The 14,437-nt window shown below is 35.6% G+C and carries 18 protein-coding genes and 3 pseudogenes; 19 read left to right on the forward strand and 2 right to left on the reverse strand.

What is annotated here, in order from left to right:
* The 15 genes from NHG98_RS03180 (at position 1) to NHG98_RS03250 (ending at position 11,048) form a co-directional block, all read left to right on the forward strand.
* Positions 1-1,182, forward strand: coding sequence for a hypothetical protein (locus tag NHG98_RS03180; protein ID WP_096617459.1), 1,182 nt, complete (start codon positions 1-3; stop codon positions 1,180-1,182).
* Positions 1,183-1,184: 2 nt separating this feature from the next.
* The gene (locus tag NHG98_RS03185; RefSeq protein WP_096617461.1) at positions 1,185-1,376 is read left to right on the forward strand and encodes a hypothetical protein; all 192 of its coding nucleotides are present in this window, start codon (positions 1,185-1,187) and stop codon (positions 1,374-1,376) included.
* On the forward strand, positions 1,373-2,593 hold the full coding sequence (locus NHG98_RS03190; RefSeq protein WP_259245260.1) for a hypothetical protein: 1,221 nt from the start codon (positions 1,373-1,375) through the stop codon (positions 2,591-2,593). The genes NHG98_RS03185 and NHG98_RS03190 overlap by 4 nt, the downstream gene beginning before the upstream one ends.
* A 19-nt stretch (positions 2,594-2,612) precedes the next feature.
* Positions 2,613-3,182, forward strand: a complete 570-nt coding sequence (locus NHG98_RS03195; RefSeq protein WP_096617482.1) for a hypothetical protein — start codon at positions 2,613-2,615, stop codon at positions 3,180-3,182.
* A 47-nt stretch (positions 3,183-3,229) separates the two neighbouring features.
* A complete protein-coding gene (locus NHG98_RS03200; RefSeq protein ID WP_096617463.1) occupies positions 3,230-4,405 on the forward strand; it encodes a phage tail sheath subtilisin-like domain-containing protein in 1,176 nt (391 codons plus the stop codon).
* A gap of 30 nt (positions 4,406-4,435) precedes the next feature.
* Positions 4,436-4,942: a phage major tail tube protein gene (locus NHG98_RS03205; protein WP_096617464.1), complete on the forward strand. Its 507-nt coding sequence runs from the start codon at positions 4,436-4,438 to the stop codon at positions 4,940-4,942.
* A 77-nt stretch (positions 4,943-5,019) separates the two neighbouring features.
* Entirely contained in the window at positions 5,020-5,241 is a 222-nt protein-coding gene (locus tag NHG98_RS03210) for a hypothetical protein (RefSeq protein WP_096617466.1), read from the forward strand.
* A gap of 63 nt (positions 5,242-5,304) precedes the next feature.
* On the forward strand, positions 5,305-5,535 hold the full coding sequence (locus NHG98_RS03215) for a type II toxin-antitoxin system RelE family toxin (protein ID WP_369010942.1): 231 nt from the start codon (positions 5,305-5,307) through the stop codon (positions 5,533-5,535).
* 143 nt (positions 5,536-5,678) lie between these two features.
* Positions 5,679-5,936 carry a phage tail assembly protein gene (locus NHG98_RS03220; RefSeq protein WP_096617470.1) on the forward strand — a complete coding sequence of 86 codons (258 nt, stop codon included), beginning with the start codon at positions 5,679-5,681 and terminating at the stop codon, positions 5,934-5,936.
* A 109-nt stretch (positions 5,937-6,045) separates the two neighbouring features.
* On the forward strand, positions 6,046-8,433 hold the full coding sequence (locus tag NHG98_RS03225; RefSeq protein WP_096617472.1) for a phage tail tape measure protein: 2,388 nt from the start codon (positions 6,046-6,048) through the stop codon (positions 8,431-8,433).
* Entirely contained in the window at positions 8,434-8,772 is a 339-nt protein-coding gene (locus tag NHG98_RS03230) for a phage tail protein (RefSeq protein ID WP_096617474.1), read from the forward strand.
* Positions 8,773-8,798: 26 nt separating this feature from the next.
* Positions 8,799-8,975 (forward strand): tail protein X, encoded by a 177-nt coding sequence (locus NHG98_RS03235; RefSeq protein WP_096617484.1) that lies wholly within the window; start codon positions 8,799-8,801, stop codon positions 8,973-8,975.
* A complete protein-coding gene (locus NHG98_RS03240) occupies positions 8,975-9,145 on the forward strand; it encodes a hypothetical protein (RefSeq protein WP_259245261.1) in 171 nt (56 codons plus the stop codon). The genes NHG98_RS03235 and NHG98_RS03240 overlap by 1 nt, the downstream gene beginning before the upstream one ends.
* 26 nt (positions 9,146-9,171) lie before the next feature.
* A complete protein-coding gene (locus NHG98_RS03245) occupies positions 9,172-9,927 on the forward strand; it encodes a phage late control D family protein (protein WP_259245262.1) in 756 nt (251 codons plus the stop codon).
* A 53-nt stretch (positions 9,928-9,980) separates the two neighbouring features.
* The gene (locus NHG98_RS03250) at positions 9,981-11,048 is read left to right on the forward strand and encodes an ankyrin repeat domain-containing protein (RefSeq protein ID WP_259245263.1); all 1,068 of its coding nucleotides are present in this window, start codon (positions 9,981-9,983) and stop codon (positions 11,046-11,048) included.
* A gap of 137 nt (positions 11,049-11,185) precedes the next feature.
* On the opposite strand, the pseudogene NHG98_RS03255 reads toward NHG98_RS03250, so the two are convergent.
* Together NHG98_RS03255 and NHG98_RS03260 are read right to left on the reverse strand one after the other, a co-directional pair.
* Positions 11,186-11,545: pseudogene (locus tag NHG98_RS03255) on the reverse strand (major capsid protein); the annotation flags it as partial.
* 59 nt (positions 11,546-11,604) lie between these two features.
* Positions 11,605-11,832, reverse strand: a pseudogene (locus NHG98_RS03260) (head decoration protein); the annotation flags it as partial.
* Positions 11,833-11,843: 11 nt separating this feature from the next.
* Here NHG98_RS03260 and NHG98_RS03265 point away from each other — a divergent pair.
* The 4 genes and pseudogenes from NHG98_RS03265 to NHG98_RS03280 all read left to right on the forward strand — a co-directional run bounded on the left by NHG98_RS03265 (position 11,844) and on the right by NHG98_RS03280 (position 14,409).
* On the forward strand, positions 11,844-12,038 hold the full coding sequence (locus NHG98_RS03265) for a hypothetical protein (RefSeq protein WP_259245264.1): 195 nt from the start codon (positions 11,844-11,846) through the stop codon (positions 12,036-12,038).
* A 27-nt stretch (positions 12,039-12,065) separates the two neighbouring features.
* Positions 12,066-12,467: pseudogene (locus NHG98_RS03270) on the forward strand (patatin-like phospholipase family protein); the annotation flags it as partial.
* Between the two features lie 26 nt (positions 12,468-12,493).
* Entirely contained in the window at positions 12,494-13,249 is a 756-nt protein-coding gene (locus NHG98_RS03275; protein ID WP_096617985.1) for a baseplate assembly protein, read from the forward strand.
* On the forward strand, positions 13,249-14,409 hold the full coding sequence (locus tag NHG98_RS03280) for a phage tail protein (protein WP_096617983.1): 1,161 nt from the start codon (positions 13,249-13,251) through the stop codon (positions 14,407-14,409). The genes NHG98_RS03275 and NHG98_RS03280 overlap by 1 nt, the downstream gene beginning before the upstream one ends.
* Positions 14,410-14,437: the final 28 nt, after the last annotated feature.

Genomic DNA, 14,437 nt, shown 5'->3' on the forward strand with positions numbered 1-14,437 from the left:
GTGGAAGCTAACAACCAGGGAAAATTAAAGGGAAAAGTGAAAGTACCGGCAAATATTCCAGCAGGTACTAAATTAGTACAGTTTTACGGGGATAAAGGAAGTTATGGAGAAGCAACGTATACTGGTAAAAAAACTATTACCATAGAGGAAAGAAGAAGAGTTTTTTCCAGCAAACGTGTTGATCCTTTAGCACAGACATTTACCTTGGATGAGAGTAGGCATATAGGAGGTGTAGAGTTATGGTTTACAAATAGCGGCAAAAGACGTGTTGTTGTGCAGATTAGGGAAACAACAGTTGGAGTGCCCTCGCAAACAGTCATTGCTGAAAATTCCATCGAGCCAACTAAGATCAATACTGATGGCACAGCAACACGTATAACTTGGTCACCAGTATTTTGCCATGGAGGGCAGGAATATGCAATAGTTTTACTTACCGATGACGGGGAAAATGCGGTCAAAGTAGCAGAACTTGGCAAATATGATGCAGTAAACAGTAGATGGGTAACCAGTCAACCATATCAAGTAGGAGTATTACTTTCATCAAGCAATGCAAGTACTTGGACTCCACATCAAAATTTAGATTTAACGTTTCGATTACTAGCTGCAAAATTTAGCGAAAATTCTCACGTTGTTGATCTGGGCAAAGTTACAGCAAACAATACTTCAGATTTAATTGTTTTGACGAATGTGGAAAAAGTAGGCTTTGATACGAATGTAGAATTTATCTTAACAGATGAAGAAGGAAAAGAAAACTTTTTGTCTGATAACTTGCCGCTTGCGCTGCGTGAAAGACTATCTGGAGAGCTAACAGTAAAGGCAAATTTAAAAGGGTCAAAAGAAAAAAGTCCAGTGCTATATCCTGGGTTACAGCTAGTTCTGGGTAATCTTTCAGAGTCCGGAGATTATGTAACCAGGAGCATTACCGCAGGAGCTAACACTAAAATTACCATAACGTATGATGCATTAATACCTGGTACTGCAGACGTTAAAGCATATGTGCAGAAAAGCGTGGAATGGCAATTAGTAGATTTAACAGCAGGAAAACCAATCGGAGAAAATTGGGTAGAGAGGACTCACGTGCTATCAAATTTTAATGCCAATGAAACAAGGATAAAATTAGTTTTGAGTGGAACGGTTGTCTATCGTCCAAGAGTGAAAAATTTAAGAGTGATTGTAACATAGAAATGTCAAACCATCAAACCAAACGAGGATATCCTTTGCCGCATCCAGAAAACATTGCAGTAGAAGATGTAGTACGTATACGCAGAGCCATAGAAAGAATAGATGAGGATATGAGTAAGGGAGATAACAATCTTAAAAAAGCATTTGAACGACTGAATTTTGAAACTTTTTTGAATTTTTGGGGCAATAAATGAGCATTACTAAAGAAGTAATAGATGCTTTAAACCAAAGGATTAAAGATTTAGCAGCAGGTAGCACACCTGATCAATTGGCATATCTTGCTAAAGCATTGGAGTCAATAGTAGATAAGAGTGCAGTGTCTGAAATTGTGCAGATGACAGATGGAAAGTTAAAAGAACTTCTAAGTAGCGCAAGATCGCACTTGAATGATATAAACACCAACAAGACAAATTCAATATCAGAGATAACTGCAACAAAGACAGAATCTGTCAACGAAATCAATACGCTTAGGACTAATTCCTTAGATGCCTTAAAAGAGTCATCAGATTCACATATATCGCTACTTGATACTCGAAAAAATACCAATATTGCGGCAATTAATAGTACTGGAGCAGATCAGTTAAATAATTTAAAGGGTTTGGTAAGCAATTTTGAATCCATAAACAATGTACCAACTGGCTCATCAATTATAGGAGAAATAGAAACTCGAGATGAACAATTAAAAGCATCTCTGATAGATGAGATAAAAACTCGAGATGAACAATTAAAAAATACTTTTGAAATTATTAGTGACCCGGAAATATTATTAAAAACCATAAACGACAATAATCTAGAAACTTGGCTGAGTAACACTGATAATCAAAGAAAGTTTAATAAAATGCTAAGTAATGCAAATGCCGTGCTGAATATAACAGGCCACTCTTCAACATTAGATAAATTAGTTGGGAGTTCACTAGCAATACAGGCATTAATAAAAAGTAACGTTGCATTAAGTATTATAGCTAACACAACAGCTATTAATGTATTGGTGAACTTGGGTAGCATGTTAGCGAACTCAGGCGCAGCATTGCACATTATTATTCAGTCAGAAGTAGCATGTAGCACGATTGAGAATAATATTCAAAACTACCGTTCAACAGTAGTAAGTACTCTAGAAGCTTCATCATCGCTATTTAGAAAACAAACTGGAATAAAAGTGGGAGATGGTGCAACAAGCACTAGGGAAAGTGGCAGAGGTAGTGCTACAATTTATGTTCCAGTTTCCTGCCAGGATGATGGAGATACAGATTTTAGTGTAAATTCTTTGCTTACAGGAAATAGGCTTGCTTATATTGCTAGGCACAGCGGTGAAACAAGTGTCAGTTCTGGAATTGCTTTACGAGGTGTTCAGGTTAGTGGAACAAATGGATCAGTAGGTGAAGTTACTTTTGACGTCTACACAGCTATATAAAAAACTTATGGAAAAAATTATGCCAATTTACATACGATTTGAGAACAACAAACAAGTTGAAACAACAGTGCTTGAAAATAAGCCAGGAGGTGAAAAATGGTATGAAGCGCCAGAAAATTTTGATTGGCAAAAGAGTTATTGTTTAACAGAAGGAGGGAAAATTGTTGAGAGGAATCAAGAAGATATTGAGCTGGAATTACTGGAAAATGCGAAACTTTCTGCACTTTCTAGTCTTCGTGCTTATTATGATAACTATACTCACCAATACGCAGGAGCTTCTCATCAGAAGTCTAAATCGTATGAAATACAAGCAAAAGCCGCAGCGAACATTTTAGCAGCACCAGAATCGATAGATGAAAAAGATGCAGAAATTATAGAGCCATTGGCAAAAGTCCGGGAAATTTCAACAGTCCAAATGGCTGAATTAATTCAGGAAAAAGCCAAAAAAGCAGTAAAAGCAATAATCAAATGCGAAGAACTTGAAGATTTAGCCAAGAAGAAAATTAAGGAAATCAAGGATAGAGAAGAATTACAGAGTTTTCTTAATAACTTTAAAGAACAGGTGAAGAATTCTTTAGCAAATTTATAATAGCTATTAACATAGCAGATCTTTAATAAAATTCTTTAATCAATTATATGACAGAACAGTTTTTACACGGGGTAAATGTTATAGAGGTTACCTCTGGTGCAAGAACAGTACGCACAGCTAAATCATCGGTAATTGGCGTAATTGGTACTGCACCTGATGCTGACGAGCAAAAATTTCCACTAAATAAACCAGTATTAATAGCAGGAAGTTTAAAGGAAGCAGCAAAACTGGGAAAGAAAGGAACTTTGCCTTCTGCAATAGATGGAATATTTTCCCAGGTTGGTGCAACAGTAGTAGTTATTCGAGTTGAAGAAAGTGAAAACAGCGATCCAAAGCTTAAAGAAAGTGAAACTATTCAAAATATAATTGGTGGAGTTAACGAAGAAACTGGAGAATATCAGGGAATTCAAGCGTTCTTAAGCAGTGAAAGCATAGTACATGTTGCGCCAAGAATACTAATTGCACCTCAGTTTACTCATCAATTATCTGGAGATGCTGGAAATCCAGTGGTTGCAGCATTAATTCCTATAGCAGAAAAGCTGAGAAGCATAATAGTAGCAGATGGTCCAAATACCAATGATGAAGAAGCAATAAAATGGAGAAAAAGTGTAGGCAGTAGCAGAGTTTACGTAGTTGATCCATGGGTTAAAGTTTTTGAAGGGGAGGAAAAACCGCCAAGCCCATTTGTAGCCGGTTTAATAGCCAAAGTAGATAGTGAACAAGGATTCTGGCAATCACCTTCAAATAAAGAGATAAATGGTATTGTTGGGACAAGTAGGGCTATTGATTTTACCTTAGGTGATACAAGTTGTAGAGCAAACTACTTAAATGAAAATGAAGTAACAACGATAATCCACCAAAATGGCTACAGACTATGGGGAAATAGAACATGTTCAAACGATGAAGGATGGGCTTTTTTGTCAGTAAGGCGTACTGCAGATCTAATCAATGATAGTCTACTGCGAGCTCATTTATGGGCAGTTGATCGAAACATTACCAAAACTTATATAGATGATGTGATTGAGGGGGTGAATTCTTATCTTGCGCATTTGAAAGCACAGGGGGCAATTACCAGTGGAAGATGTTATGAAACTCCAGAGCTCAACACCCCAGCAAACATTGCAAGCGGGAAAGTGTATTTTGACTTTGAATTTAATACATCTTATCCAGCCGAACACGTTACTTTTAGATCTCATTTAGCAAATACTTTAAAAGGCTTCTAAACAAAATTCAACAAATAAACGAGGAGAAAAATGCTGCCAAAAATCTTAAAGAATTTTAACGTATTCGTAGATGGTAGGGGTTATGCAGGAAAAATAGATGAAGTAACCTTGCCAAAACTTACCATAAAAACCGAAGAATACCGAGCTGGTGGTATGGATATTCCTATAAGCGTTGACATGGGAATGGAGAAGCTTGAAGCTGATTTTACTTTTTCTGAATATGATACAGAGCTATTTAGACTTTTTGGTTTAATAAATGGGAATTCAGTATCTCTGACGCTAAGAGGCGGATTACAAGGCAGTGGAAGTAATGATATTGAAGGAGTAATTATCAACCTTAGGGGCATATTCAGAGAATTTGATTTTGGTAGCTGGAAACCTGCTGAAAAAGCAACCCTAAAGTGTTCCTTAGCTGCGCATTATTATAAACTTACTATCGGTGCTAGAGAACTTATCGAAATCGATGCTGAGAATATGATTCGAAAGATAAATGGTGTTGATCAGATGGCTTTGTTACAAACGATTTTAGGAATCTGATATAGTTTACATATTTTTTTTATTGAAAAATTTAGAGAAATGTTGTATAATTATTGTGGTATATTTTGGTAAAACATATGGCAGATTCAAGAATTAGTATAACTTTTGATCCAAAAATTTCACATAATCTTATTAAGTTAGCTGAAATCACCAAAGAATCCGTTCAAGAACTAGCAAAAAGGTTAGTTGTAGAAGGAATCGAGTGTGAGATAGATGAAATTGCAGTTGCTGACATTGTTAAGGAATGTACTGCTCCAGGTGCAGAAACAATCGATTATGAGGACTTCAAACGGGGGTAGAGTATCTACAAAATTGAGCTTTCAAAGAGGTACATTAAAGACTTTCCAGCTTTACCGGAAGAAATAAAATTTAACATTGAAGAAGCTATAGAAAAGGAGCTTAAGATTAACCCCAACAAAGCTGGTAAACCGTTACGTGGTAAATTACTAGGGTTTAGAAGGTTAAGTTTCGATAAATATCGTCTTATCTATCATGTGAATACTTCAAAACGCAAAGTACTTATCATCACAATAGGACATAGAGATAACGTTTACAAGCAGACAGGATTGTTAAATCTACGATCAAAACTTTAAATATATTTTTTATTGAAAAAACTTAGAAAAAGGGTGTTGCCATTCCAATAAAACACAAAGCTATAGGACCATAATCACAATAAAGAAATTAGTTATGTAAAAGCCGATACAGACTTTTATTTAATTAATTTTTAAGGAGAAACATGAAAACAGTAAAACTTGATAACCCAATAACAGTGGAAGGAATTGAGGTTTCGGAATTAACTTTTAGACCAGTCAAAGTGAGGGATTGCCTTGCGATGGAACGTACTGGTGGTAGTGATTTTGAAAAAGAAGTTGGATTAATAGCAAACCTTGCATCTGTGACAAAAGAAACAATTTGGGAGTTATATTTTGCAGACTACATGAAAATACAGGAAGCGTTGAAGGATTTTTTTCCATCGGTTACACAAAGGACTTAAGGCTAAATGTACTAATGCTCAGCTCTGTCATAGGTGGCGGGATTGAGCAGGTACTTGAAATAGAAATAAACGAATTTATTTTGTGGGTAAAAGCAGCAGGAGAATTTAAATGTCAACATTATCAGTAAAAATAGGTGCCATACTAGATGGTAGCTTTAATAGCGCAATGGCAGGAAGTAGTGCTCAACTTTCTCGCCTTGGAGGTACAATAAGGCAACTTGATACATCGATGAAATCGGTATCAAAATTTAGAGAATTAAGTCGTAACACATTAGTTGCCAAGAGATCCTGGAAAGGCTTAGAAGTGCAAGTAACGTCCTTGGCTAAGCAAATGAAAACAACAGCAAAGCCAAGTAAAGATTTAAAGGCTCAGTTTGATAAGGCTAAGGAATCGGCAATAAAGGCCAAAACAGCGTACTTACAGAAGAGAGACACTTTACATGCGCTCAGTGAAGAATTTAAGAAAAGTGGAAAAAACATTCAATCTTTGATAAGAGATCAAGATAAACTAGGTGCTTCTGCAAACAGGCTGAGAAGTCAATATAGTAAGTTAAACTCCGCCATCAAAAAACGGGACATGTTTTTGGGAAAAAAAGCGTACTTTAAATCGCAAATGTTGGAAACGGCTGGACTTGCATTAACACTTGCAGCTCCGGTTAAAGTTGTAATTGATTTTGAAAATGCTATAGCTGATATTAAGGCAGTGATAAAACTTTCTGATGACAAGGAAGATAATGATAGAGAATTTATAGAACTTGGTAAAATGTTAAAAGGGCTATCCCGTACAATACCACTATCTGCTGCAGAGTTAGCACAAATAACTACAAGTGGTGCTCGACTTGGTATTAAAGAAAAAAAAGATCTTTTAGAATTTACAGAAATAGTATCAAAAATGGCAGTAAATTTTGGTATGAGTGTAGAACAAATAGGAAGTGATGTTAGTAGTTTTTATAACATTTATAAAATGAGCCTAAAAGATCTAAGAAACTTTGGAGACTTAGTAAATCACCTTGCAAGCAATACTTCTGTTGAACCAAAAGATTTAATGGCAGGAATAAATATAGCCAGTGGTGCGGCAAGACAATTTGGTTTGGAGATTGAGCAGATAGCTGGCTTAGTAAATGCTTTCGTTATGTTAGGAAAACAACCAAAGAAAGCGGCAGAAATGATAAATGGTGTGCTGGTAAAACTTCAAACGGCAGGGAAGCAAGGAGATGAATTTAGAGAAACACTAGAAGAAATTGGGATAGATATAGAAGAGCTTGAAGAGAGTATCAAGGAAAACCCTCACAAAGCACTACTGGATTTTTTTGAAATTTTAAAAAAAATAGATAAACATGATCGGGCTGATATTCTGTTAAAACTCTTTGGACAGGGAACCGAAGATGATATAGCACTACTACTTGAAAACTCAAAAGCATATGAAAAGGTGCTGGATTTATTATCTGATGAAGGGAAACGTGCAAATTCATTGCAGGAAGAATTTAATGGCCGTGTGAGTACAACAGCTAACCAATTGCGATTGCTGAAAAATTCAATAGCAGAAGTTGGTATGAATTTAGGTTCAGTGATGTTGCCTGTTTTAAAACCTATAGCTGAGAAGTTAAAATGGGCAAGTGAAAATATAGCTTCATTTGCAGAAGAATATCCCACTGTAACTAAAGTAATCATGGGTACTATAGCAGCGCTAATAAGTCTTAAAGTTCTATTAGTAGGTGGTGGTTATATACTTAGTCTTTTCATGGGAACAGTTTGGAGTTTAGCAGCAAAAGCAATAGCAACATTTTCTGTTCTATCGACATACGCTATTCCAGCAGTAATTACTGGACTGAGTGTTTTAAAAGTTACGACTCTGAGCTTAGCAATAAAAGCTTTTCCTCTGCTATCATTAGCTCTTTCTGCAGTAGTAGAAGGATTTAGGATCTTAACAGCAGCAATGATAAGTAATCCTATAGGAGCAGTTATTGCTGCAATTGCAACTGGTGCAACACTTATTATAACTAACTGGCAAAAGGTAAAGAACTTTTTCTCTAGCATCTGGGAATACATAAAATCGATAATAAAACCCATTGGAGAAATGTTTTCATGGATGGGAAATACTGTTGGTGGCATATTTGGAAAGGTTGCCGAAAATAGCCCACTGAAAGAATTTGAAAAAAGAAAAAGTATTGTTGCTGAAATACATACTCCCCTTAAAAGTAGCATTTCTAGTAATCTGTCAAATAATAGTGCGATTAAAGAAATGTCTGAGAGAAACAAGAGCTTTATTGAGGAGAAAAAATCTATAGAAGGTAATCAAGTTAATGAAATATTTGAAAAAAACAGATTTGAAAAGAAAGAGTCAAAAACACATAACCAGACATTTAATCAAACGTTTAATATAATTGTTAAAGCAGAGCCTAACCAAGACACTCGTAGCATTGCTGATGCAGTAATAGAAAGGTTTAGAGAACAAGCAAGAGGGGCTCTTTTTGACACAGTGGAGGAGATGTATTAAGTGTTACTTGGAAAATTTAAATTTGATCCAGTGAGCCTCAGGTACAGTAAAGAGCAGAGGTGGCATACAATTGAATGTATCGAGAAAACATCACTGCAGAATATCGGCTCAGGTATTGAGAATATTGATTTAACAGGAGTGATTTATCCGCATCTTCAAAATGGCAGTTTAGAACAACTAAGGAATATGCGTGAGCCAAATGTTTTAGTCGATGCTTTAGGAAAGGTGTTAGGAAATTTTGTCGTTACTAATGTAGAAGAAAAACAAACATTATATTTCCCTTGTGGATTACCAAGAAAGGTAGAGTTTCAATTAAAGTTAAAAAGCTACAACAAGTGATTTACTACTTTACCAAGGATAAAGAAATGCTGGATTATATTTGTTGGAGGCATTATGGTTACAGTAGTGGGGCAGTGGAAGTGGTCTTGGAAAAAAATCCTGGACTTCCAGAGTATGGGAGCTTTCTACCAGCAGGATTGAAAATTAAGTTGCCTGAGATTCAAAAGATATCACAGAAGTCTGTTGTAAAAATTTTAGATTAATGAAGCCAGATTTTAACATAATAGCAGAAAATAACTCTATTACAGAGGCCTTAAGGAGTAGCTTAATATCTCTGCATATTACTGATGAATCAGGGACAACGAGTGATGAAGCTGAAATATGTCTTGAGTATGGAAGTAATGAGCTCAAGGGTGAGTTGAAAGTTTTCTAGGATATAAAGAGAGCGGGCTATTATCTATGGGTGTTTATATCGCAAGTGAAATCACAATACAAAGTCCACCACAAATCTTAAGAGTCAAGTGCTGTGCAGCAAATTTCAAAGGATCGCTGAAAGAAAAAACATCAAAAGAATGGAAAGAAATTACTTTAGGTGACTTAGTAAGAAAGATAGCAGAAAAGCACGGATATGAGGTGAAAATAGCACAAAAATTTGAAGATATATTTATATCACACATCACTCAAACAGATGAAAGTGACATAAATTTTTTGAGAAGGATAGGAGATGAGCATGAAGCAACGGTAAAACCTATAGGAGGCCATATAATTTTTATTCCCAAAGGAGGAGGAAAATCAGCAACAGGGAAGGTTTTAGGCACAACGTTACTGACACCAAAAGATGTGATAAATTGGAAAGTAAATTTTAATGTACGTAGTAAATATGGATCAGTTATAGCAAAATGGTACAGCTATGAAAGAGGAGAAACCATAGAAGAAAAAGTAGGCAATGAAGAACCAAGTTATCCGATACATAAGCTTTATTCTACTGCAGAATCAGCGATCAGTGCAGCAAGTGCTAAGCTCAGACGATTAAAACGCGGTGAAGCAAAATTAAACGTGACAATACCAGGCAATCCAGAGTTGTTTGCAGAAGCTAAAATAAATTTGTTGGGGTTTTGTCAGGAAATAGATGGCGAATGGGTAATAGAAAGGGCAGAGCACATTCTAGATAATAGAGGGTACCAAACTATGATAGAAGCAGTGTACCTTTCATAAATTCTTTAACTTTATAGAGCATATTTTTTATTAGAAACATTGTAAAATGTCTTATGAGAAAAATTATAAAATATATTAACATTACTGTTGCCGGATGTTTTATATTGTTACTTTTTATAATTAATACAAAATCGAGGGAGGAATTACTATTTTTAGCTATAGAGAATAATAACTTGAAAGAAGTAAAGACGTTACTTGAAAAAGGTGTAGATCTCAGTGTTCAAAATAACAAGGGAAACACACCTTTAAATGAAGCTGTTTTCAAGGGACATACAGAAGTGATAAGGTTACTTTTGGATAATGGAGTAAGTGCTAATTATGTAGATAATAATGGAAGGACCCCATTACTCATAGCTGCCACGCACGGACATATAGAAACAGTTAAGTTACTTTTGAATAATGGAGCAAACGTTAACTTAATATCACATACTAAAAAAGGACGCGAAGCTGCCCCTTTACTTTTAGCGATTATAAGTGGATCCCCAGAAATGGTAGAACTGCTTTTAAATAATGGTGCAAATGTTAACCTTCGACATAACAAAGGAATGACACCATTACACGCATCTGTTTTAGAAGGAAATATAGAAATAGCAAAACTACTTTTAAATAATGGGGCGGGTGTTAATTTTACAAATAATGAGGGACTTGTTACACCTTTATACTTAGCTATGTTTCAGCAAGACACAGAGATGATAAAATTCCTTTTAAGTAATGGAGCAGATGTAAATTTTGTAGATCGCAATGGAGTTACACCTTTATTTACGGCTGTTAATGATGAACGTACAGAAATAGTAAAACTACTTTTAGAGAATGGAGCAAAAGTTAATTTTGCATACAATAATTCAGTTATACCTTTGCATTTGGCTGTTTTGCGTGGACATATAGAAGTGGCAAAGCTGTTGTTAAGGGATGGAGCAGACGTTTATTTTTCTAATAGTGATGGTAATACAGCTTTACACGTTGCTGCTTCTGGTGGACATATAGAAATAGTAAAGTTACTTTTAGAGTATGGGGCAGAGGCTAATCTTGAAAATGATTACGGTAGTACACCTTTTCACATAGCTGCTGATAATGGACATGAAAAAATAGTAAGATTACTTTTGAGTGATAGATATCAATAATAGCCACACAAAGGATATTACAAAGTTATCTTTCTGCTTCATCCATTAATAAAACAATGAAATTTTAAGCTTAGCAGCTAAACACCAAATGTAGATTAAGCAAATACATTACGTATTAAACCTATTGGGAATTCTTTTAAAATTAACATTTCAATCATTATATATGCAAAACCAAAAGATTCCAAATCTGACCCAAATGCTCTTATTCCTTGTACTTCCTCAGGCAACACTACGTCATCATGGGAAATATGTGGTATCGTAAATGTTCTTACTTTTCGTTTTCCACGTTTTCCCACTGTTGCTGGTGCTCCTGGCGTTTGTGTTGGTAATAGGCTCAAAACACCGTTTTGCTCTTCTATCGTAATATGTCGGAATCTTACCGATCTACTTGGAAATAAATTTAAATTTTCGACGCGACCATGATTTATCGGCAATATGTTCATTGCATTTGTTAATGCTGTCATACTAAATGCCGGATTTGTAAATGGATTTTGCATATTTTTCGCCCTTTAATGCTGTATGTTTTAAGTTGGTTTTGCTCTTCAGTTGAGCAGTTTTAAACTCCCTTACGAATGATGATGCCACGTGCTTCAAGTTGCTTTATTGCTGCAGCTTTTTGCTCCTCAGTGATATTTGCTGGCCACACCACTGCATGATCTGCTAGCATTGCTATACGTGTAATGATTACTGCTTTGGTGGTTTCCGTTGCGTTTACATCACTTGTTATTACACCTATCGCTGTTTGCGTTCTATCTGTCGCTGTTGGATTAATAACCTTTAGCAGTAATAGTAACGATGTTAATACAGACGGTAGCGGCGATATGGTGGCTCGCCAAGCTAGATTTACGGGTTCACATTCATGATAAATTTATAGAGCAGAACAACGGATTAACTGTTACGGTATACCGGCTTGAGGAGAGAATAAAAAATCTTTCTGAGGAACTTGATGAGTTTAAATTACAAGTTTTAAGCGGGAAAATTAAATCTTAACATCTTTATCTAAATTTTCATTTCACAATGACTAGATATATCTTGTCCGTTGACGGCGGAGGCATAAGAGGCATCATACCAGCGATAATATTAGCAGAAATAGAAAAGAGAACAAGGAAGCCTATTTCTCAAATCTTTGATCTAATGGCTGGTACTTCAACAGGCGGAATTGTTGTTGCTGGATTATGTAAAAAAGATGAACAGGGAAATCCCCAATATTCAGCTAATGATTTAGTTGAGCTTTACCAAGAGTACGGAGCATATATTTTCAAGTCTTCATTTTTTAGGCAATCAATACTATCGTGGTTTAACTGTGCACAATACCCATATGAAAACATTGAATCAGTACTGGATAAGTATTTTGGTGAGGATATTCTTAAAAACACTTTAAGTAAGGTGTTGATTACAAGCCAAATATTATCGAACCACTGAACTTCGAAGAAATATTCTCGAGAATGAAAGAAGAGTTGGTGAAGCGTGACGCAAGTTTTACAGCATTAGTAGAAAGTGACCCAGCGATAAAGATTTTAGAAGTAGCAGCATGGAGAGAACTTTTGCTGAGACAAAGAATAAATGAAGCAGTAAAAAGTAATTTACTTAAGTTTGCAAGGGGAAATGATCTTGATAATTTAGCTGAATTTTATGGTGTAGAAAGGGAAAAAGGGGAAGATGATGAACGTTTCAGAAAAAGAATTAAAGCAAAGATAGTTGGCTGGAGTACTGGAGGGAGTAAAGAACATTATCGATCTCATGCACTCTCAGCAGATAGAAGAGTAAAGGATGCGCTGGTTGAATCAAAAGTGCCAGGAAGTGTAGAGATCTCGATTTTATCCACGGAGTTATCCACAAATGGCATAGCATCTGAAGAACTACTGGATATTGTAAAAAAGCAAGTCACCAGGGATGATATAAGGGTATTAACAGATACGATAACAGTAGTTGGTTGCAATATTATTGAAATAGATATCCACAGCAGAATTAGCATAAGTTCTATAACATCAGAGGAAGAAATTAAAAAGCAATTTATCGAAAAGTTTGAAGCAAGCAAAAGACTCGGATGGAGTATTACAAGATCATGGATTATAGCGAATCTTTTTGTAGATGGGGTGAGTAACGTAGAGCTGTTAGAGCCAAAGGAAGATGTTGTTGTAGCAGGAAATGAGTGTGCTAAATTGGAAAATTTGAGAATCGAATTAGTGAGGCAAAACTGATGCTATTACCACCAAATTCTACGAAACAAGAGCAAGCGATAGTAGATGCAGTTGATTACAAAGTTGATACAAGTTGCATTAAGGGATTTAAATTCGGCTTAAAAGAAGAAATCCTACCTTGGTTAATCGAAGAATATGGCCTAGAAGAAATTCTATCATGGGTGAAGGATAAGAAGAAATCAATTAAAGAAGGAATAAAATTTCAAAGACTAAAAGGAACACCAGCATCGCTGAAAATAGCATTAAAATGGGCAAATATAGAAGATATTACAATTATTGAAGAGCCACCAGGTGAACATTTCTTTGAATTACAGATAGGGATAAAAGATGTTCCGAACGACTTCTTCGTTGATGCAGTAGTAGAACTAGCAAAACTATCATTGCCAGCAAGATCACGGCTAATGAGGATTTTTAACGATCACTACAACATTGGTAGGTTCATTTTAGATGAAAGTTTTTTTGGAAATTTGTTATCGGATTACTCAGGTGTAAAAATAGAAGAAGATGGACCGGTGTTATCATTTGGGAGAGTAAATTTTTTCAGGTCTCATGGTCCAGTTATTAGGATTGTAGAAAACTATCTACGCGATCATTATGAACGAGCTTTAAGCAATGATATATACCGGCTAGATGTAGCAATACTTGGAGAAACCGAGCCTCACACAAAGAATTATAACGGTATTTATGAAAGAAGTCATCAGTGGAATAATTTAAAAACGTTATATCCGCTACCACAGAGCTTATTACCGGCAATAAAGTTTGCGAAAGCGCAGATAGTATTGTCGGACAGTTGGAGTTTAGGGGAAATAAACGCATGTTTTCCAGTAAGTAGTATAGAAGAGAGGGGAAAAAGGTTTTTACTAGGAAGTGATAAGCTATCTGAACAAGTGTGGAATTTAAAATACAAGCCAATTTTAGAAAGATTCAGCGTTACTCACCACTACAAGGTAGAAGATTTTACCAACCAGAAAGTTATAAGATTTGGTTTAGCAAAGCACTATGTTCATTTTGAAAGCGGTTTAAATTCAGAGCAAAAGGATTCAATACATGAACCGGAAAATTACATTTTAGTGTTGTACAGAGGTGTACTAACGTGGCACGAACATCGTCATTTAAACAGAAGTTGGAAGGAGACACAAGCTATATGTTTAATATGCTAAACACTTATATTTATATCTTCATATACTA

The organism is Wolbachia endosymbiont of Aedes albopictus, assembly GCF_024804185.1.
Lineage (GTDB): Bacteria > Pseudomonadota > Alphaproteobacteria > Rickettsiales > Anaplasmataceae > Wolbachia > Wolbachia pipientis_B.